The sequence below is a fragment of the Bacteroides faecium genome (assembly GCF_012113595.1).
Taxonomy (GTDB): Bacteria; Bacteroidota; Bacteroidia; order Bacteroidales; family Bacteroidaceae; genus Bacteroides; species Bacteroides faecium.
This window is the reverse complement of the sequence record NZ_CP050831.1, coordinates 4,518,516-4,539,760: the sequence shown is the minus strand read 5'-3', so window position 1 is coordinate 4,539,760 and position 21,245 is coordinate 4,518,516. Positions and strand designations below refer to the sequence as shown.

Below are 21,245 nucleotides of genomic sequence, written 5' to 3'. Positions count from 1 at the left end.
TCTATGTACTTTGATTAATGAATAATTAGATGTGCGAAGATAGTAATTTTGTGTATCTTTGCACCCCATTTTGATTATAAAAAATTATATGCAAGGAATAAAGAATCTTACGCAAGGCCCTATCAACCGTCAACTGTTCAATCTGGCAATGCCTATCATGGCAACTTCATTCATTCAGATGGCATATAGTCTTACGGATATGGCTTGGGTGGGACGACTGGGAAGTGAAGCCGTAGCCGCCATTGGCTCTGTCGGTATCCTGACGTGGATGTCCGGTTCTATCTCCTTATTAAATAAGGTAGGTTCCGAAGTCAGTGTCGGACAGTCCATCGGTGCACAGAGTCAGGAAGACGCACGGAACTTCGCATCTCACAATATTACAATTGCATTGATTATTTCCTTGTGTTGGGGGACATTGCTTTTCGTTTTCGCAGAGCCTATCATACGTATCTATGAGCTTGAAGAGCATATTACCGCCAATGCCGTACAATACCTACGGATTGTTTCGACCGGATTGCCGTTCGTATTCCTCTCCGCCGCCTTCACAGGTATTTATAATGCGGCAGGACGCAGTAAAGTTCCCTTCTTTATAAGCGGCACGGGATTGATACTGAACATCATCCTCGACCCTCTGTTCATATTCGGATTCGGACTGGGAACAAACGGCGCAGCTTATGCTACCTGGATTGCAGAAGCGAGTGTATTTCTTATTTTCATCTATCAGTTACGTCACAGAGATGCCCTGCTCGGCGGATTCCCCTTCTTTACCCGTCTGAAGAAAAAATACACACGGAGAATCTTAAAGTTGGGACTCCCCGTAGCGACTTTGAACACTCTATTTGCTTTCGTCAATATGTTCCTTTGCCGCACAGCTTCAGAGCAGGGCGGACATATCGGCCTGATGACTTTCACCACCGGCGGACAGATAGAAGCCATCACTTGGAATACTTCGCAAGGGTTCTCCACCGCACTAAGTGCCTTTATCGCCCAAAACTATGCGGCCGGACGAATCGAGCGGGTACTTAGAGCCTGGCACACAACCTTATGGATGACAGGAATTTTCGGAACATTCTGCACATTGCTTTTTGTTTTCTTCGGAAATGAGGTCTTCTCTATTTTTGTCCCTGAACAAGCGGCTTACGAAGCCGGAGGTGTATTCCTGCGTATCGACGGGTATTCGCAGCTCTTTATGATGCTCGAAATCACCATGCAGGGAGTATTCTATGGTATCGGACGTACAATACCGCCTGCTGTTATCAGTATCGTATGCAACTATATGCGTATCCCGCTTGCCATCCTGTTTGTACGGATGGGTATGGGAGTAGAAGGCATTTGGTGGGCTGTCTGCGTCACTACGGTTGCCAAAGGACTGATTCTTTTAAGCTGGTTTGTCATCATCAAGAAAAAGTGCCTGAATATCCGTAGTGTGGCCAAAGGATAGCTTTTAGTTCTCCTCATTAACACACAAAAAGAACCGTCCGAGTTATTTTAACTTAAAAAGTACATGCTTGCCAAATAATATGTATCTTTGCGGTGTTATTTATTATACGATGTGATTCGTATAAAACTATATTTATAAACCTATTTTTTTAAAACATCAACATTATGAACAAGATGAAATTTATGGTTCTCTTCATGAGTATAGCCATGATATTTGGTAGTTGTGGAAGTATGAACAACACTGGTAAAGGTGCTGCTATCGGTGGTGGTTCGGGCGCTGCACTGGGTGCAATCCTCGGTGGTGTTATCGGCAAAGGCAAAGGTGCCGCTATCGGTGCTGCCATTGGTACGGCAGTAGGTGCGGGAACCGGTGCTCTTATCGGCAAGAAGATGGATAAGGCAGCGGCGGAAGCAAAACAAATCGAAGGCGCACAAGTAGAACAGATAACAGACAACAACGGACTGCAAGCCGTGAAAGTTACATTCGATTCAGGAATTCTTTTCACTACGGGTAATGCAACTCTGAGTGCTGCCGCCAAATCTGCTCTGAGCAAATTTGCCAACAACGTACTCAACCAGAACCGTGACATGGACGTATCCATTTATGGATATACCGACAACCAGGGTTGGAAGAACAGTACTGCCGCACAAAGCCAGCAAAAGAACCTGAACCTGTCACAGGAACGTGCACAGAGTGTATCCAGCTACCTGTTGAGTTGTGGTGTTTCTACCAATCAGATTAAAGGTGTACAAGGAATGGGCGAAAGCGACCCAGTTGCAAACAATGACACAGCAGCCGGCCGTGAACAGAACCGTCGTGTAGAAGTTTACATGTACGCTAGTGAGCAAATGATTAGAGATGCACAAGCAGCTTCTCATTAAGAAATTACTGCGTTATACGCGCAACCTGCTGATATTCTTCTTTGCATCGACCTTACTGACGGTCATTATCTATCGGTTTATGCCGGTTTATATCACTCCGTTGATGGTTATCCGAAGCGTTCAGCAGATTTTCTCAGGAGATAAACCCACGTGGAAACACACGTGGGTTTCTTTTGATAAGATATCTCCCAACCTGCCGATGGCAGTCATCGCTTCCGAAGACAACCGTTTTGCCGAGCATAACGGGTTCGATTTCGTAGAAATCAAGAAAGCGATGAAAGAGAATGAAACACGCAAACGGAAACGGGGCGCAAGCACCATCAGTCAGCAGACAGCCAAGAACGTCTTCTTATGGCCGCAGTCTTCGTGGGTACGGAAAGGGCTTGAAGTTTATTTCACGTTCCTTATCGAAACATTCTGGTCGAAAGAACGAATCATGGAAGTCTATCTCAACTCTATTGAAATGGGAAACGGCATCTACGGAGCGCAAGCTACCGCAAAAAACAAGTTCGGCACGACAGCCGCCAAACTAACGAAAGGTCAATGTGCCCTCATAGCCGCCACTCTTCCCAATCCGATACGGTTTAATTCGGCGAAGCCTTCGCCTTACATACTAAAACGGCAAAATCAAATCTTACGGTTGATGAACCTGGTTCCCAAGTTCCCGCCGGAAGAGAAAACTACAGAAAAGAAAAGTAGCAAAAGCAAGAAAAAGAAGAAACGGTAGGCAGATACCGTGACTATTCATCTATATCCTTATTATATAAGGAAAAAGAAGAAGGAGCAACGAGAATCTTATTCTCTTGCTCCTTTTATGTCTATAAGCTTGTTTGTATGTGTTATCCTCATTATACGAAGTCCTTCAATTCTTGTTGTAAACGTTGGCGCGTGAAGAAAATGCGGCTCTTCACTGTGCCTAATGGCAAACCTAATTTCTCTGCAATCTCACGGTATTTGAAACCGGATACGTGCATGGAAAAAGGCACCTTATACTCTTTTGGCAATGCATTGACAATGCGGTGCATTTCCTTCAAGTCATAGGCACCTTCCGTGCTTTCGAATCCTGAATCCTGAGGCAGGTTCAAGTGATAATAATTATCGGTGGGGTCTACGAAAGTCTGGTCGCGTACGATTTTCCGGTAGTTATTAATAAAGATGTTACGCATGATAGTATACATCCATCCCTTGAAATTTGTGTCCGGAGCAAATTTTTCCTCATTATCCAAGGCTTTTAAAGATGTTTCCTGCAACAAATCGTTCGCTTCTTCGCGGTTGGCCGTTAGTTTATAAGCGAAACGAAGCAACTCCTCCTGAACTCCAATTAAATCTTTTCTGAAACTTAAACTTTTCATACTTTAAGGGTTTTATGGTTAATATTTCGTTTTTCTCGTCGGTTGCAAGTTTAAAGGTATTTCGCGTCTCACACAGGGGTATTTTAATCATTTCTTAGGGGTTATTTCTATCAAATGATAGTTTTTCGGTGCTTTCTGATAGTTTTCGGGTGGTATTTGAAGAAAAAGCTCCCATTCATTTGCTTAAAAGAATCAAATAGATTACTTTTGATTAACATTAATCTAATAAATTAAAAGACGATGACTATACTTATTGTTGTAGGAATTATTGTATTGTTGGGCATCATTTTTGCATCCATGTACAATTCGCTAGTGAGACTGAGAAACAATCGTGAAAACGCGTTTGCCGACATTGACGTGCAGTTGAAGCAACGCCATGACTTGATTCCGCAATTGGTAGATACCGTGAAAGGATATGCCGCACACGAAAAAGAGACACTCGACCGTGTGATTCAGGCACGTAACGGCGCTGTCAACGCCAAGACTATCGACGATAAGATAGCGGCTGAAAATCAGCTAAGCTCTGCTCTTGCAGGACTGAAAATCACACTGGAAGCCTATCCCGACCTAAAGGCAAATCAGAATTTCCTGCAATTACAGGAAGAAATATCCGACGTGGAGAATAAGCTGGCTGCTGTCCGCCGTTATTTCAACTCGGCTACCAAAGAATATAATAACGCCGTGCAGACATTCCCTTCTAATATCATAGCAGGCATGACCGGATTCCAAAGAGAAATCATGTTCGATTTGGGAAAGAATGAACGCGCTAATCTGGAACAGGCTCCCAAAATCAATTTCTAAATCTCCAGTCACCGTTCACTCACTGCATAAATCAAACACGCGATGCAATACGTCGGAATCCAAACACAGCAAAGCCGGAACAACATACGTTCCGCGTTCCTATTAATCCTTTTTCCCTGTCTGGTAACAGCGCTTCTTTATCTATCCTGTTACCTATTGATTCTTTTCGGATATGGAAAAAGCATGGAAGTCGAAATGATGCCTATGGTCAATCATTTCTTCCTCTCTTCCCTACCCTATACCTTAGGAGTGGTGGCAATCTGGTTTCTTATCGCCTATTGGGCAAATACAAGAATCATTAATTCCGCCACAGGTTCCAAGCCGCTGGACCGCAAGGAGAACAAACGCGTTTACAACCTGGTGGAGAATCTCTGTATGTCTCAGGGCATGAGTATGCCGAAGATAAATATCATTTATGATGATTCACTGAATGCATTTGCAAGCGGAATCAATGACCGCACATATACGATTACTCTTTCGAGAGGTATCATCAAAAAGCTGAATGATGAAGAGCTGGAAGCCGTAATCGGTCATGAGCTTACCCATATCCGTAACCGGGACGTGCGTTTGTTGATTATCTCCATCGTATTTGTAGGTATCTTCTCCATGCTGACGGAAATCACGTTCTATGCCATCACGCATATACGTGTACGCAGCAACAGTAAAGGCAGCGGGGGAATTTTCCTCTTCATGATAGTCGCTTTATTGATAGCTGCCATCGGTTTCCTTTTCGCCAGCTTGATGCGTTTTGCCATTTCACGCAAGCGCGAATACATGGCAGATGCAGGTTCGGCAGAAATGACGAAGAATCCGTTGGCGCTCGCCAGTGCTTTGCGCAAAATTTCTGTCGACCCGGCAATAGAAGCTGTGGAACGAAAAGACGTAGCCCAATTATTTATTCAAAATCCTAAAAAGAAAACAAAAGGGTTATACAGCCAACTAAGTGGTTTGTTCGCCACTCATCCCCCTATTGAAAAGCGGATTGAGATATTGGAACAGTTCTAAGTTCCCTTATATAAGTTTAAATTCTCCTTATATATAAGGTATAGGCAAGACATATCGGGACATAAGGTAAGATATACATTATGGTAAAGGTCAGGATTTCTGTTTAATTTTCATTAAAGAAAAGAGAAGAGTTCCTGACTTTTTAGTATATTTGATTGTTATATATGTATATATCAACCTAAATGCAACTGATATGAAAACGAAGAAACAAATCTTAATGTTGCTGCTAGCCTTGCTAGTAGGCTTCCCAACCCTTTCGGCTCAAAGTAAAAAGGAGAAAAAGGAACAAAAGAAAGAAGCTGTAAAAAAGCTCATCGCATCCGAGAACTACAAGATAGATGTACAGACCGCCCTGCCGATGCGCGGACGTTCCATCCCTCTGACATCTCCCTACTCACTGGAAATCAGAAATGATTCGGTTATCTCTTATCTGCCTTATTTCGGACGGGCTTACAGCATCCCTTATGGTGGCGGAGACGGACTGAACTTCCGGGCGCCCCTCAAGGAATATACCATGGAAATGGATAAAAAAGGGAATGCTGTTATCAAGTTCATAGCCCGAAATCCTGAAGACAGGTATGAATTCAGGGCAAAAGTATACTCCAATGGTTCAACAAGCATTGATGTCAATATGCAGAATCGTCAATCCATCAGTTTTCAGGGAGAATTGGATATAAAAGACGAATAAGTATCCCCTACTCCTCTTTTACATCTTCTTTTATATCTTCCCCACCTTTTAATATAGGCAGGCAGATATGATATTTTACAGCCAGGATGCGGGTCAGGAATACTGCCGAACCGCCAATGAGCTGGCATCCGTACGACTCAAGTCCCGCGACATCGCAAAGCCAGTAGGCAATGCCGCCTACCACACAGGCCATTGCGTAAATCTCTTTTCGGAATATCAGGGGAATTTCGTTGATAAAGACATCACGAATCACACCACCTGCCGCTCCCGTGATGCTACCCATAATGATTGCTACCCAAAAAGGATAGCCCAAGGCAATACTTTTGCCCACACCTACCACAGTGAACAGCGCCAGTCCGATAGAGTCGAAAATAAAGAACGTATTATTGAGCCGGATAAGCCAGCGTCCGAAGCAAATCACCCACAGCAAAGCCAGTCCCGTACAAATCAGATAAATGGGATTTGTCATCCATCCCGGAGTAACATCGAGCAGGACATCACGAAGAGTACCACCGCCGATAGCCGTAGCAAGTCCTACAACATAGGCTCCGAACCAGTCGAAACGTTTTGCCGAAGCAAGCCGGATACCACTAATAGCAAAGGCAAATGTGCCTATAAAATCAAGAATTTGAACGAATGTGGGCATATATTTGTTATTTTGTATGCAAAGTAACGAATAAATTCCGTAAGAAAATGTACATTTGCTTCACGAATTAAACCGAATATGATAGAAACAATATGAAAATAACAATTGTTGCCGGGGCACGCCCCAATTTCATGAAGATAGCTCCCATTACACGCGCTATTGAAGCCGCACGGGCGCTGGGTAAAAGTATCTCTTACCGACTGGTCTATACGGGCAGAAAAGATGATACGAGTCTGGATGCTTCTCTCTTTTCGGATCTCGACATGAAAGCTCCCGATGTCTATCTGGGAGTGGAAAGCAGTAATCCAACGAGTTTGACAGCAGGAATCATGGTGGCTTTCGAACAGGAGCTGACCGAAAACCCGGCACACGTCGTTCTTGTGGTGGACGACCTGACCGCAACCATGAGTTGCGCCATCGTTGCCAAAAAGCAAGGAATCAAAGTGGCACACCTCGTAGCCGGAACCCGTTCCTTCGACATGAAAATGCCGAAAGAAGTGAACCGCATGATTACGGACGGACTATCCGACTACCTGTTTACGGCCGGCATGGTCGCCAACCGCAACCTGAATCAGACAGGAACGGAGAGTGAAAACGTATATTATGTAGGCAATATCCTTATAGATGCCATCCGCTACAACCGCAATCGGTTACTCAAACCAATATGGTTCTCCGTGCTGGGATTGCAGGAAGGCAATTATCTCCTGCTTACTCTCAACCGCCGCGTATTGCTCAATGACAGAGAGAATCTGAAACAACTGATGGAAACAATCATTGAAAAGTCTGCCGGCATACCCATCGTAGCACCGCTGCACACCTATGTGCGCAATGCTATCAAAGAACTTGGTATCGAAGCTCCGAACCTGCATATCATGCCGCCACAGAATTATCTTTTCTTCGGCTACCTGATTAATAAAGCAAAAGGTATTATTACCGACTCCGGCAATGTGGCAGAGGAAGCAACCTTCCTAGGTATTCCTTGTATCACTCTCAATACGTATGCCGAACACCCCGAAACGTGGCGCATGGGAACAAACGAACTTGTTGGAGAAGACCCGATTCTACTCGCCAAAGCAATGGATACGCTGATGAAAGGCGATTGGAAGCGCGGCGAGCTGCCCGAACGTTGGGACGGACGCACTGCAGAACGTATCGTACAGATTCTATCAAGCAAATAACAGTCACCTTACTTGTCCCATTCCGTCACACGGCATGAGACAAGTAGTTTCATGCCGTGAAACTATTAGTTTCTCGGTGTGAAACCAATAGTTTCATTACTTGAAACCAACAGTTTCAAGGCATGAAACAAAAAGTTTCAACGGTTGAAACTAAATCTGAAACCAGGTGTTAAATATATATGCCAAGGTTAATTCGTTTGACCATTGGACGGTATATGCTTGTAAACAACCAAAAACGATGGGTAAAAAAAGTTATATATTCTCTCATCATGAGAGTTATTTGTTAACTTTGCGCCCTACTACGAACGTTATGAGACAACGATATAACAAAATACTTATACTGCTCTTACTTGTATTGGCAGCTTCAAATGCGTTTGCACAGCAAATAAAGGGGGTAGTTACTGATTCAGTGACACATGAACCATTGATGTATATCTCTGTTTACTATCAGGAAAAAAGAGATATGGGTACTATCACCAATATTGACGGGGAATATAGTCTTGAAGCACGCAGAAATGGGGGAACACTTGTTTTCTCCGCTGTCGGTTATGTCAGTAAAACTGTGAAAGTCAGCTATGGCAACCAAACGGTCAACGTGCAGTTAGCCCCGGACAATGTAATCCTGAATGAAGTCGTTGTAAAACCACAAAAAGAAAAATACTCCCGCAAGAACAATCCGGCAGTCGAATTCATGAAAAAAGTTATCGAGCACAAGAAGGCGCAAGTCCTCGAAGTGAACGACTACTATCAGTACGACAAGTACGAGAAGATGAAAATGTCTATCAACGACCTCACCCCGGAGAAACTCGAAAAAGGTATCTACAAGAAATATTCCTTCCTCAAAGACCAGGTGGAAGTGTCGGAAACAACGAATAAGTTGATTCTTCCGATTTCCGTACAGGAGACGGCTTCGCAGACTATCTTCCGCAAAGACCCCGAAAGCAAGAAAACCATCATCAAAGGAAAAAACTCCAACGGTATCGAAGAATTCTTCTCAACGGGAGATATGCTCGGCACTGTATTGAAAGACGTCTTTGCCGATATTAATATTTACGATGATGACATCCGTCTGCTTCAACAGCGTTTCGTGAGTCCTATCGGCAATAATGCCATTTCTTTCTATAAATATTATCTGATGGACACATTGATGGTAGACAAGCGCGAATGTGTACATCTGACTTTCGTTCCACAGAATTCGCAGGACTTCGGATTCACCGGACATCTGTATGTGCTGAACGACTCTACGTATGCCGTCCAGAAATGTACGATGAACCTTCCCAAAAAGACCGGAGTAAACTTCGTCAACCGCATGGATATCGTACAACAGTACGAACAGCTTCCCAACGGTAACTGGGTATTGTCCGACGATAATATGACCGTAGACCTTTCCTGGAGTTCCAACAAAACAGCAGGCGGATTGCAGGTGGAGCGAATAACGAAATATAGTGATTACAAATTCGACCCTATCGAGCAACGACTTTTCCGATTGAAAGGAAGCGTAATAAAGGAAGCGGATATGCTTTCAAAAAGTGATGAATACTGGGCAAGCGTCCGACAGGTGCCGCTGACGAAGAAAGAAAGTACAATGGACGTATTCGTCAACCGTCTCGAACAAATTCCGGGATTCAAATATATCATCTTCGGAGCAAAAGCCCTGATTGAGAACTTTGTGGAGACAGGCAGCAAAGGACATCCGAGTAAGGTGGACATCGGTCCAATCAATACGATGATTTCAAGCAACTACATTGACGGAACCCGTTTCCGGTTGAGCGGTATGACTACGGCTCATTTCGACAAACATTGGTTCTTGAGTGGCTATGGTGCCTACGGTCTTAAAGACGAGCGATGGAAATACAGCGGTACGCTGACTTATTCGTTCAACAAACGTGATTATGTGGTTTGGGAATTCCCGAAGCATTATATTTCAGCAACGTATAGTTATGATGTAATGTCGCCGATGGACAAGTTCCTGTTTACGGATAAGGACAATATCTTCCTGTCATTGAAAACGACGACGGTAGACCAAATGTCTTACATGCGTGACGCGACCATCAACTACGAACTCGAAACGCTTACGGGATTCGGAGTGAAAGCGATGCTCCGCCACCGCAACGACGAGCCTACCGGAAAATTGGAATATCTGCGTAACGACGCTGCGCAAACCCGTGTACATGACGTTACGACTACCGAAGCGAGTCTGACGCTGCGTTATGCGCCGGGCGAGTCTTTCGTCAATTCCAAGCAACGCCGTGTGCCGGTATCGCTGGATGCTCCTATCTTTACGCTTACTCATGCGATGGGATTCAAAGGTGTATTGGGCGGAGAATATAACTTTAACCGTACAGAAGCAAGTGTGTGGAAACGTTTCTGGCTTCCTGCTTCCTGGGGGAAGATAGATTGTAGCCTGAAAGCAGGGGCGGAATGGAATACAGTTCCTTTCCCGCTGTTGATTCTGCCGGAAGCCAACTTATCGTACATCACGCAGCGCGAGACGTTCAACCTTATCAATAACATGGAATTCCTGAACGACCGTTTCGCTTCCATGTCCGTGTCATACGATATGAATGGAAAATTATTCAACCGTATTCCGCTTATCAAAAACTTGAAGTGGAGAGAGATGTTCCGCGTCCGTGCATTGTGGGGGACGTTGACAGATAAGAACAATCCGTTCAAGAGTGATAATCCTGATTTATTCCGTTTCCCGACACGCGATGGTAAATTTACCAGTTTCGTGATGGACCCGAAAGTGCCGTATGTCGAAGCAAGTGTCGGCATCTACAACATTTTCAAGTTACTGCACGTTGAATATGTACATCGTTTCACCTACCGTGACAATCCGGGTATCAACAAAAACGGTATTCGTTTCATGGTATTAATGGTATTCTAAGAATTATGCAACCTTTAGCAGAGAGGCTACGGCCGAAGACTTTAGACGATTATATCGGCCAAAAACATTTAGTTGGGGCGGGTGCTGTTTTGCGCAAGATGATTGATGCAGGACGCATCTCTTCTTTTATCCTTTGGGGTCCTCCCGGAGTGGGTAAAACAACGTTGGCACAAATCATTGCCAATAAACTGGAGACTCCGTTTTATACATTGAGTGCCGTAACTTCCGGCGTGAAGGATGTGCGCGAAGTGATAGAGCGTGCCAAGAGCAATCGTTTCTTTTCACAGTCCAGCCCTATTCTGTTTATTGATGAAATTCATCGGTTCAGTAAGTCACAGCAGGATTCTTTGTTGGGAGCGGTGGAGAACGGAACTGTCACGCTGATTGGCGCGACAACGGAGAATCCGTCGTTCGAGGTTATCCGCCCTCTCCTATCCCGTTGTCAGCTTTATGTGCTCAAATCGTTGGAGAAGGAAGATTTATTGGAACTTCTGCAACGTGCCATTGCTACGGATGCCATACTGAAGGAACGCAAAATCGAATTGAAAGAAACAACGGCCATGTTGCGCTTCTCCGGTGGAGATGCCCGCAAATTGCTTAATATACTGGAGCTTGTCGTCCAGTCGGAAACAGAAGAAACGGTGGTTATCACCGATGAGATGGTGACTGAACGGTTGCAGCAGAATCCGCTGGCATACGATAAGGACGGGGAAATGCATTATGACATTATTTCTGCTTTTATCAAGTCGATTCGCGGAAGTGATCCGGATGGAGCTATTTACTGGCTTGCCCGTATGGTGGAAGGTGGCGAAGATCCTGCTTTCATTGCTCGTCGGCTTGTCATTTCGGCTTCGGAAGATATTGGACTGGCCAATCCGAATGCTTTACTTATTGCGAATGCCTGCTTTGATACGTTGATGAAAATCGGTTGGCCGGAAGGACGCATTCCTTTAGCGGAAGCTACGATTTATCTGGCAACGAGCCCTAAAAGCAATTCGGCATATAGTGCGATTAATGACGCACTGGAGCTAGTTCGTTCTACTGGAAATCTGCCTGTTCCGTTACATCTGCGCAATGCGCCTACAAAATTGATGAAACAATTAGGATACGGACAGGAATATAAATATGCGCATAGTTATGAGGGCAACTTTGTAAAGCAACAATTCTTGCCGGATGAATTGAAAGATAAACGGATATGGCAACCGCAAAATAATGCTGCGGAACAGAAACATACCGAACGGATGATACAATTGTGGGGAGACAAGTTCAAGAAATAAAGCTATCAGTGAAATAAAACAAACTATTATATTAGCGAAAACAAAACAATAAGGAAAGACGTATAACATATTATTAATATAAAAATTGAAATGAAGATTGTAGTTTTAGACGGTTTTGCCGCCAATCCCGGTGATTTGTCCTGGGAAGGTATAAAAGCTCTCGGAGAATGCACGATTTATGATCGTACCGCTCCCGAAGAAGTATTAGAACGTGCAGCCGGAGCAGAAGTGCTTCTGACTAATAAAGTAATCATCAACGCAGACCACATGGCTGCACTGCCCGAACTGAAATATATCGGCGTATTAGCTACCGGATACAATGTAGTCGACACTGCTGCTGCCAAAGAACGGGGAATTATCGTTACCAATATTCCTTCATACAGCACCGCTTCTGTTGCGCAGATGGTATTTGCACATATTCTGAATATCACTCAACAAGTACAACATCACTCTGAAGAAGTGCACAAAGGCCGTTGGACAAACAGCAAGGACTTCTGCTTTTGGGATACTCCGCTGATGGAACTTAGAGAAAAGAAAATCGGACTGGTCGGATTGGGAAATACCGGATACACGACTGCACGTGTCGCCATCGGTTTTGGTATGCAAGTATATGCACTGACTTCAAAATCACACTTCCAGTTGCCGCCGGAAATCAAGAAGATGGATTTAGACCAGTTGTTCAGCGAGTGTGATATTATCAGCTTGCACTGCCCGCTTACTCCTGAGACACACGAAATGGTGAATGCCCGTCGTCTTGCTATGATGAAGCCGACTGCTATTCTAATCAATACAGGTCGCGGCCCTCTGGTCAATGAACAAGATTTGGCAGATGCCCTGAACAGCGGCAAGATTTACGCAGCCGGAGTAGACGTTCTTTCTACGGAACCACCTCGCGCTGACAATCCGTTGCTGACAGCAAAGAACTGCTATATCACTCCGCATATCGCATGGGCAACGCTCGAAGCTCGCGAACGCTTGATGAATATCGCGACCAGCAACATACAGGCATACATTGCCGGAACACCGGAAAATGTAGTAAATAAGTAAGATAGTACAAGGACTGGCAATAAAAGAGAAGGGTGTCAAAAAAGGAAAACCATATTCCTTTTGACACCCTTCGTTTATTTTCATTATTACCTGTTTATCAGGCTTTTCTTCTAGTATGAATGTCCGCCTTCGTCCATCTCTTTCTCCGTAATCTTGTGACGGTCGATGCTACGCCAAGCATAGAAGATATAAGCAATCACAAACGGAACAAGAATAGAAACATAAGCCATTGTCTTCAGAGTAAACTCACTGGAACAGCTATTAGCCAAAGTCAATGAGCTTTGCAGGTCTGTATAAGACGGATAATAAGCCGTATTATTATATCCTGCCACCAACAATAAAGACAAGACTGTCAATACCGTACCAATTCCCGTAAACCAAATACCTTTATCGAACGTCTTTTTGAGTAAAGTCTTTCCAATGCCGAATAGAACCAAAACAACTCCTATCAGAAATAAGACAAGAATTATCGGCATTTCGATAAAATTAGTGAAATATTTGAATGGCTGCATATAAATCTCCTGCGTATCCGGATTCACAGCAAAACCATCGGATACTAACGTACGGATAACGAATGACAAGAAGAATACCAGAAACAAGACTGTATTATTCCGTACCGCACGGCGACACTTGTCCGTCAGTTCCTTATCCGCTATATTATTAATAAAGTAAAGCGCACCCAAGACACGGGCAAGGAAGAATACAGCCAGCCCTAAAATCACATTCCAGATATTAGTCAACGCATCCAGTCCGTGCCATCCATTTCCCCAATGGCTGATAACCGGCATAATGGTATCCGTCATATTTGCTTTATTGATATAGAAATCAGAACCAGTGAAGAAAGTAGCAACTGCTCCACCAAGCAATAACGGTCCTACTACTCCATTTATCACCAGAAAAGTCTGATACGTCTTTTTGCCTAACAGATTTCCCGCTTTACTTTGAAATTCATAGCTGACAGCCTGCAATACAAAACTGAAAAGGATTATCATCCAAAGCCAATAAGCACCACCGAAGCTGGTACTATAAAATAATGGAAAGGAAGCAAAGAAAGCACCACCGAAAGTTACTAACGTAGTAAACGTAAACTCCCACTTACGTCCGGTAGAGTTCACCATCATTTTACGATGTTCTTCCGTCTTACCGAGACAGAACAACAATGAATTACCGCCCTGCACAAACAATAAAAACACGAGGATAGCTCCCAGCAAGGAAACGACAAGCCACCAATATTGTTGTAGAAATATATACATAGTCTTTACGATTAATGGTTAATATTAGCATTATCTCCCGTATCCGGGCCTTTCTTGATGGCCTTTACCATGATTCCGGCACCTGCAATCAACATTACCGTAAACAAGAGCAGGAAGATAAAGAAAGTTATCTGCACGGAGCTTACATCCAGTTTAGAGATAGCGGCCGACGTAGGCAGCATGTCACGGATAGCCCACGGCTGACGACCACATTCGGCAACCACCCATCCGGCTTGTCCGGCAATGTATCCCAAAGGAATAGTCAATAAAGCAATCCAGTGCATCCATCTCATTTTACTCAAATCCTTCTTATAGACAAAGAAAAGGACAACGATAAAGAATAAGATAAAATATCCACCCAAAATCACCATTATACGGAATGCGTAGAAATTCAGGGGAACATTCGGAACCAACTGGTTCACATCTTTAATATATCCGTAACCGAAATAAGGAATATTTTCTTGTAAAACTTTGTAAGCCACTTGCGCATCTTCTTCATTCTTTGCACTCTTGGCGGCACGATAGGCAGCCAAGGCACCGATAGCCGTTTTTCCCCGTTCAATCTTCTCGGCAGCCGAAAGGGCTTTTGTACCGTCTTTCATCTGATAACCGCCTTCGATGATATTTGCGATGCCCGGAACGTAACCGTCTACATCACGCTCAGCAAGGAAAGAAAGCATACTTGGTATTTCAATACGGAAGAGGAATGGGTCTTTTCCGTCGTTATAAGTTTTCTTTTCAGGATTCAGCATGCCGATTCCTACCAGTCCGACATTCGTTCCCCCTTCATACAAACCTTCCACAGCAGCCAACTTCATCGGCTGCGTCTGTGCAATCTGATAACCGGAACCGTCGCCCGTCCAGGCAGACAATAAGGATGCTACTAATCCGAAGATGGCACCGATCTTGATACTGGCAAGTGCAAACTCACGATTGCGTTTCTTCAGTAAATACCAACAACTGATACCGACTACAAAGACCGCGCCAAGTACCCAACCGGACAGCACAGTATGAAAGAATTTATTAACAGCAACGGGTGAAGTTGCCACTGCCCAAAAATCGACCATCTCATTACGAACGGTATCGGGATTGAATTCCATCCCTACCGGATGTTGCATCCATGCGTTGGCAACGAGAATCCACCACGCAGAAATCGTTGCTCCCAATCCTGTGAGCCAGGTAGAAGCCAGATGGAAACGTTTGCTTACTTTTCCCCAGCCAAAGAACATCACGGCAATAAACGTGGCTTCCATAAAGAATGCCAAAATTCCCTCAATAGCCAATGGGGCACCGAAAATATCTCCTACAAACCAGGAATAATTACTCCAGTTCGTACCAAACTCAAACTCAAGGATCAAGCCGGTTGCCACCCCGATGGCGAAGTTGATACCGAATAGCTTCATCCAGAACATCGCGGTTTTCTTCCAAAATTCTTTGCCTGTTTTATAATACAGCGTCTCCATGATGCCCATCACCACTGCCAGTCCGAGTGTGAGAGGAACAAAAATCCAGTGGTACATAGCTGTCATCGCAAATTGGGCTCTCGACCAATCTATCAGCGAAGTGTCAATACTTTCAATCATAATCTTATGTAGTTTAAGAGTTAAAAATCAATTGATTTCTGAGGAAGAGCGCGTTGTATCAGTTCATTGCCCACATAGGTTCCCTTGTCGGCATCCGTAGGATGGTCGCCGAGGAAATCAGGAAAAAAGAACAGTTTGAGGATGAAGAACATGACGAATAATTTCAGCAGAATAATAATCCACAGCGTACGACCGAGTGTCATACTACGGAAACCTTCCAGATAGAAGTTCCAAATAGAAAGTAGTGTATTCTTCATATGTCGGCATTATAGTTTGTAATGAGTACAAATATACAATTTTTATAATTAAAACAAACAAATACCCCGAATTGTTGCAGGATTTGTTGTGTTTTTCTGAAAAAATCGACCTATCGACAGAAAAAAAACATTTAACGGCAAAATTCCGTATTCCGTCTATCGCTTTTGCAGCTAATATAATATGTACGTACCTTCGTTACCAGTAAATCAATAGAAGTATGAATATGATAAATGTAAGAAGATTGACAGTGATGGCATTTCTTGGCGCAGGTATGCTTCCGGGCATATCTGCACAAGAATCTCCGCTGCAAGCCGATACACAGAACGAAGTGAATCTCCCTGCCCAATGGGATTTGCAATCGTGTATCGACTATGCTTTGGAACAGAATATTACGATTCGCAAAAACCGTGTGGCTGCGGAAAGTACACAGATTGACGTGAAGACAGCTAAAGCTGCTTTGTTTCCGAGCCTTTCGTTCTCTACCAGTCAGCAGGTGGTGAACCGTCCGTATCAGGAATCGAGTAGCCGGGTGAGCGGTAGCGAGATTATCAGCAGTAACAGTAAAACCAGTTATAACGGTAATTATGGCCTGAATACTTCGTGGACTATATATAATGGTAGCAAACGGTTGAAGACCATTAAGCAGGAACAACTGAACAATCAGGTAGCCGGACTTGATGTGGCGACTTCCGAGAATACTATCCAGGAATCCATCGCGCAGGTTTACATTCAGATTCTTTATGCGGCCGAGTCTGTCAGAGTAAACGAGAATACGCTGCAAGTTTCCATTGCGCAGCGTAATCGCGGAGAACAACTGCTGAATGCGGGAAGTATTGCAAAAAGTGATTTTGCGCAACTGGAAGCTCAGGTCAGTACCGACCGTTATCAACTTGTGACAGCGCAAGCCACCCTGCAAGATTACAAATTACAACTGAAACAACTGCTCGAACTGGATGGAGAGAATGAGATGAATGTCTATCTCCCCGCCCTGTCCGACGAGAATGTGCTTGCACCGTTGCCCACCAAGAAAGATGTGTATGTAAGCGCCCTCGCCATTCGTCCGGAGATTGAAGCAAGCAAACTCAATGTAGAAGCTTCCGAACTGGGGATTGATATTGCAAAATCCGGTTATTTCCCGACCGTCAGCCTTAGCGCGGGCATCGGGACGAATCATACGAGCGGCAGCGACTTTACTTTCGGTGAGCAGGTGAAGAACGGATGGAACAATTCCATCGGCTTGTCTGTCAGTGTGCCTATCTTCAATAACCGTCAGACAAAGAGCGCGGTACAAAAGGCTAAGTTGCAACGCGAAACGAGCATGTTGTCGTTGCTTGACGAACAAAAGGCTTTGTACAAGACGATTGAAGGCCTTTGGCTGGATGCCAACAGTGCACAGCAACGTTATGCGGCAGCCAACGAGAAGCTGAGGAGTACACAAATCAGCTACGACCTGATTAGCGAGCAGTTCAACTTGGGAATGAAAAATACCGTGGAACTTCTTACCGAGAAGAATAACTTGCTGCAAGCGCAACAGGAACAACTTCAAGCTAAATATATGGCTATACTGAATACTCAGTTGCTGAAGTTCTATCAAGGGGATAAATTAGCATTATAATAAATAAGTAAAAGCATAATAAACGAATGAAAACGAAAAAGATTATCTTAATCGCCGTGGCAGTCGTTGTGGTAGCAGGTGCAGGAATCTGGTTCTTTGCAGGTTCACCCGCCAAACACAAAGTCACATATGCCACTGTTACCGTGAGCAAAGGCGATATTTCCAATTCGGTGACTGCTACCGGAACCATCGAACCGGTGACGGAAGTAGAAGTTGGTACGCAGGTATCAGGTATCATTGACAAGATTTATGTAGACTATAACTCGGCAGTTACCAAAGGGCAGTTGATTGCTGAAATGGACCGTGCCACTTTGCAAAGTGAACTGGCTTCCCAGCAGGCCACTTACGATAGTGCCAAAGCTGAATATGAATACCAGAAGAAGAATTATGAACGCAGCAAAGGGCTGCACGAGAAGTCTCTGATTAGTGATACGGATTTCGAACAGGCTCTCTATAACTATCAGAAAGCTAAAAGTAGTTATGACAGCAGCAAGGCGTCTTTGGCAAAAGCGGAACGTAACCTGTCTTACGCAACAATTACTTCGCCGATTGACGGAGTCGTTATCAGCCGTGATGTGGAAGCCGGCCAGACGGTTGCTTCCGGATTCGAAACCCCGACGCTTTTCACCATTGCTGCGGATTTGACGCAGATGCAGGTGGTAGCCGATGTGGATGAAGCCGATATAGGCGGTGTGGAAGAAGGACAACGTGCCAGCTTTACAGTAGATGCCTATCCGAATGATACGTTCGATGGTGTAGTGACGCAGATTCGCTTGGGAGATGCAAGCAGTACGAGCAGTACAAGTAGCAGCACAAGCACGGTAGTTACTTATGAAGTAGTAATCTCCGCTCCTAATCCCGAACAAAAGCTGAAACCACGTTTGACAGCGAATGTTACTATCTATATTCTTGATAAAAAGGATGTATTGTCCGTTCCGAACAAAGCCTTGCGTTTCGTACCGGAAAAACCTCTGATCGGTGCTAATGACATCGTAAAAGATTGCGAAGGCGAACATAAACTTTGGACGCGTGAAGGAATGACATTCACAGCCCATCCGGTAGAAATCGGAATCAGTAACGGTATGTCTACGGAAATTGTCAGTGGTCTCTCCGAAGGAACGAAAGTAGTGTCCGAAGCTACCATAGGTGCATTGCCGGGTGAAAAAATGGGGGCTGAACCCAATAATGAAAGCAGTGGGGAAAGAAGCCCGTTCATGCCAAGTCGTCCGGGAGACAACAAAAAAAAGAACAATAAGTGACAACCATGAAGAAAGTAATTGAAATACAAAATATCAAACGGGACTTCCAGGTGGGAGACGAAACCGTCCATGCGTTACGGGGCGTTTCGTTTACTATCAACGAAGGGGAGTTTGTCACCATTATGGGTACTTCCGGCTCGGGAAAGTCCACGCTGCTTAATATATTAGGCTGCCTGGACACTCCGACAAGCGGAGAGTATCTGCTCGACGACATTCCCGTCCGCACGATGAGCAAGCCTCAACGTGCGGTACTGAGAAACCGTAAGATTGGGTTCGTGTTCCAAAGTTACAATCTGCTGCCTAAAACGACCGCAGTGGAGAACGTGGAACTGCCGCTGATGTACAACTCGTCCGTCAGTGCTACCGAACGTCGCCGCCGGGCCATCGAATCTTTGCAGGCTGTGGGACTGGGCGACCGTCTGGAACATAAATCCAACCAGATGTCCGGTGGACAGATGCAACGTGTTGCCATTGCGCGTGCGTTGGTGAATAATCCTGCAGTGATTCTTGCGGATGAAGCGACCGGAAATCTCGACAGCCGTACCTCTTTCGAGATACTTGTCCTGTTTCAGAAACTTCACGCGGAAGGACGCACGATTATTTTCGTAACGCACAATCCCGAAATCGCGCAATACAGCAGCCGGAATATCCGCTTGCGCGACGGTCACGTTATAGAGGATACTCCTAATCCGAAGATTCTGTCCGCTGCCGAAGCACTGGCTGCGTTGCCGAAAAACGACGAGGATTAATTATTATTCAATGTGCCGATGCGCTAATGCTCCAACAGGCTACGTAATCATATAGCCGGGAAATTAGTTAATCAGCATATTGACCAATTAGCAAATTTTTTATTATGAATGGAACTAATTTATTCAAGATAGCTCTCCGGGCGTTGGCGAACAATAAGCTGCGTGCTTTTCTCACCATGCTCGGTATCATTATCGGTGTTGCTTCCGTCATCACAATGCTCGCCATCGGACAGGGTTCGAAGAAAAGCATCCAGCAGCAGATTTCCGAGATGGGGTCGAACATGATTATGATTCATCCGGGAGCTGATATGCGTGGTGGTGTACGGCAAGACCCGTCGGCCATGCAGACCTTGAAGCTTACCGATTATGAAGCCTTGCGCGATGAGACAAGTTTCTTGTCTGCCGTGAGTCCCAATGTTTCTTCATCGGGACAGCTTATTGCCGGCAACAATAACTATCCGGCATCTGTGAATGGCGTAGGAACGGAATATCTCGATATTCGCCAGTTGACGGTGGAAAATGGGGAGATGTTTACGGAAGCCGACATACAGAGTTCGGCAAAAGTATGCGTGATAGGAAAGACGATAGTGGACAATCTTTTCCCGGACGGAAGTGATCCGGTAGGCAAGATTATCCGTTTCAGCAAGATACCCTTCCGGGTGGTAGGTGTACTCAAAGCAAAGGGGTACAACTCTATGGGACAAGACCAGGATGCCGTAGTGCTTGCTCCTTATACTACCGTAATGAAACGTTTGCTTGCCGTCACGTACTTGCAGGGAGTGTTTGCTTCTGCCCTCACTGAAGATATGACGGAGTATGCTACGGATGAAATCAGTACGATTCTTCGCCGTAACCATAAGCTGAAAGCAACGGACGATGATGATTTCACCATCCGTACACAACAGGAATTGAGTACGATGCTCAACTCCACTACCGATTTGATGACGACTCTGCTTGCTTGTATTGCGGGTATCTCGCTGGTGGTAGGTGGTATCGGAATTATGAATATCATGTATGTATCTGTAACGGAACGTACCCGCGAAATCGGCCTGCGCATGTCAGTCGGCGCGAGAGGGGTCGATATTCTGAGCCAGTTCCTTATCGAAGCCATTATGATTAGTATCACGGGCGGTATCATCGGAGTGATAATCGGCTGCGGAGCCAGTTGGATTGTGAAAAGCGTGGCACATTGGCCTATCTATATCCAGCCGTGGAGTGTATTCCTTTCTTTTGCGGTATGTACCGTCACCGGAGTCTTCTTCGGATGGTATCCTGCCAAGAAAGCAGCAGATTTAGACCCGATAGAGGCCATCAGATACGAATAA

The 21,245-nt window shown here is 44.8% G+C and carries 19 protein-coding genes; 14 read left to right on the top strand and 5 right to left on the bottom strand.

The genetic code is table 11. The features are described 5' to 3' along the window. Window positions 1–88 precede the first annotated feature (88 nt). The 3 genes from BacF7301_RS16785 to mtgA all read left to right on the top strand — a co-directional run bounded on the left by BacF7301_RS16785 (window position 89) and on the right by mtgA (window position 3,049). Entirely contained in the window at window positions 89–1,441 is a 1,353-nt protein-coding gene (locus BacF7301_RS16785; RefSeq protein WP_167964581.1) for an MATE family efflux transporter, read from the top strand. Between the two features lie 164 nt (window positions 1,442–1,605). Then, a complete protein-coding gene (locus tag BacF7301_RS16780) occupies window positions 1,606–2,322 on the top strand; it encodes a YiaD family glycine zipper/OmpA-like lipoprotein (RefSeq protein WP_167964579.1) in 717 nt (238 codons plus the stop codon). Further along, the gene (gene mtgA, locus BacF7301_RS16775; protein ID WP_167964577.1) at window positions 2,300–3,049 is read left to right on the top strand and encodes a monofunctional biosynthetic peptidoglycan transglycosylase; all 750 of its coding nucleotides are present in this window, start codon (window positions 2,300–2,302) and stop codon (window positions 3,047–3,049) included. Before BacF7301_RS16780 ends, mtgA begins: the two co-directional genes overlap by 23 nt. Window positions 3,050–3,170: 121 nt before the next feature. Here mtgA and BacF7301_RS16770 read toward each other — a convergent pair whose 3' ends face one another. Beyond that, window positions 3,171–3,674 (bottom strand): RNA polymerase sigma factor, encoded by a 504-nt coding sequence (locus tag BacF7301_RS16770; protein WP_022140214.1) that lies wholly within the window; start codon window positions 3,672–3,674, stop codon window positions 3,171–3,173. 240 nt (window positions 3,675–3,914) lie between these two features. Here BacF7301_RS16770 and BacF7301_RS16765 point away from each other — a divergent pair, with 240 nt between their 5' ends. From BacF7301_RS16765 to BacF7301_RS16755, 3 genes are all read left to right on the top strand, one after another. Further along, a complete protein-coding gene (locus BacF7301_RS16765) occupies window positions 3,915–4,475 on the top strand; it encodes a LemA family protein (protein ID WP_167964575.1) in 561 nt (186 codons plus the stop codon). Between the two features lie 42 nt (window positions 4,476–4,517). Next, on the top strand, window positions 4,518–5,480 hold the full coding sequence (locus BacF7301_RS16760) for a M48 family metallopeptidase (RefSeq protein ID WP_167964573.1): 963 nt from the start codon (window positions 4,518–4,520) through the stop codon (window positions 5,478–5,480). A gap of 193 nt (window positions 5,481–5,673) precedes the next feature. Continuing rightward, window positions 5,674–6,168, top strand: a complete 495-nt coding sequence (locus tag BacF7301_RS16755; RefSeq protein ID WP_167964571.1) for a DUF4251 domain-containing protein — start codon at window positions 5,674–5,676, stop codon at window positions 6,166–6,168. Window positions 6,169–6,175: 7 nt separating this feature from the next. Here BacF7301_RS16755 and BacF7301_RS16750 read toward each other — a convergent pair whose 3' ends face one another. Continuing rightward, a complete protein-coding gene (locus BacF7301_RS16750; protein WP_167964569.1) occupies window positions 6,176–6,814 on the bottom strand; it encodes a trimeric intracellular cation channel family protein in 639 nt (212 codons plus the stop codon). Window positions 6,815–6,906: 92 nt separating this feature from the next. Between BacF7301_RS16750 and wecB the strand changes: the two genes are divergently transcribed. From wecB to BacF7301_RS16730, 4 genes are all read left to right on the top strand, one after another. Next, window positions 6,907–7,992, top strand: coding sequence for a non-hydrolyzing UDP-N-acetylglucosamine 2-epimerase (gene wecB, locus BacF7301_RS16745; protein ID WP_167964567.1), 1,086 nt, complete (start codon window positions 6,907–6,909; stop codon window positions 7,990–7,992). 310 nt (window positions 7,993–8,302) lie between these two features. After that, window positions 8,303–10,879 (top strand): DUF5686 and carboxypeptidase-like regulatory domain-containing protein, encoded by a 2,577-nt coding sequence (locus BacF7301_RS16740; protein ID WP_167964565.1) that lies wholly within the window; start codon window positions 8,303–8,305, stop codon window positions 10,877–10,879. Window positions 10,880–10,884: 5 nt separating this feature from the next. Beyond that, the gene (locus BacF7301_RS16735) at window positions 10,885–12,156 is read left to right on the top strand and encodes a replication-associated recombination protein A (RefSeq protein ID WP_167964563.1); all 1,272 of its coding nucleotides are present in this window, start codon (window positions 10,885–10,887) and stop codon (window positions 12,154–12,156) included. 90 nt (window positions 12,157–12,246) lie between these two features. Beyond that, the gene (locus BacF7301_RS16730; RefSeq protein ID WP_167964561.1) at window positions 12,247–13,203 is read left to right on the top strand and encodes a D-2-hydroxyacid dehydrogenase; all 957 of its coding nucleotides are present in this window, start codon (window positions 12,247–12,249) and stop codon (window positions 13,201–13,203) included. Between the two features lie 110 nt (window positions 13,204–13,313). On the opposite strand, the gene cydB is transcribed toward BacF7301_RS16730, so the two are convergent. The 3 genes from cydB to BacF7301_RS16715 are packed head-to-tail and all read right to left on the bottom strand — an operon-like array spanning window position 13,314 to window position 16,296. Beyond that, window positions 13,314–14,456 (bottom strand): cytochrome d ubiquinol oxidase subunit II, encoded by a 1,143-nt coding sequence (gene cydB, locus BacF7301_RS16725; RefSeq protein ID WP_167964559.1) that lies wholly within the window; start codon window positions 14,454–14,456, stop codon window positions 13,314–13,316. Between the two features lie 11 nt (window positions 14,457–14,467). After that, a complete protein-coding gene (locus BacF7301_RS16720; RefSeq protein WP_167964557.1) occupies window positions 14,468–16,039 on the bottom strand; it encodes a cytochrome ubiquinol oxidase subunit I in 1,572 nt (523 codons plus the stop codon). A gap of 20 nt (window positions 16,040–16,059) precedes the next feature. Beyond that, complete coding sequence (locus tag BacF7301_RS16715; RefSeq protein WP_167964555.1) at window positions 16,060–16,296, bottom strand: DUF4492 domain-containing protein; 237 nt, start codon at window positions 16,294–16,296, stop codon at window positions 16,060–16,062. 218 nt (window positions 16,297–16,514) lie between these two features. Between BacF7301_RS16715 and BacF7301_RS16710 the strand changes: the two genes are divergently transcribed. The 4 genes from BacF7301_RS16710 to BacF7301_RS16695 all read left to right on the top strand — a co-directional run bounded on the left by BacF7301_RS16710 (window position 16,515) and on the right by BacF7301_RS16695 (window position 21,245). Further along, complete coding sequence (locus BacF7301_RS16710; RefSeq protein ID WP_209319456.1) at window positions 16,515–17,912, top strand: TolC family protein; 1,398 nt, start codon at window positions 16,515–16,517, stop codon at window positions 17,910–17,912. A 26-nt stretch (window positions 17,913–17,938) separates the two neighbouring features. Further along, on the top strand, window positions 17,939–19,171 hold the full coding sequence (locus BacF7301_RS16705; protein WP_167964553.1) for an efflux RND transporter periplasmic adaptor subunit: 1,233 nt from the start codon (window positions 17,939–17,941) through the stop codon (window positions 19,169–19,171). A 5-nt stretch (window positions 19,172–19,176) separates the two neighbouring features. Continuing rightward, the gene (locus tag BacF7301_RS16700) at window positions 19,177–19,920 is read left to right on the top strand and encodes an ABC transporter ATP-binding protein (protein ID WP_167964551.1); all 744 of its coding nucleotides are present in this window, start codon (window positions 19,177–19,179) and stop codon (window positions 19,918–19,920) included. 104 nt (window positions 19,921–20,024) lie between these two features. Beyond that, window positions 20,025–21,245, top strand: coding sequence for an ABC transporter permease (locus tag BacF7301_RS16695; protein ID WP_167964549.1), 1,221 nt, complete (start codon window positions 20,025–20,027; stop codon window positions 21,243–21,245).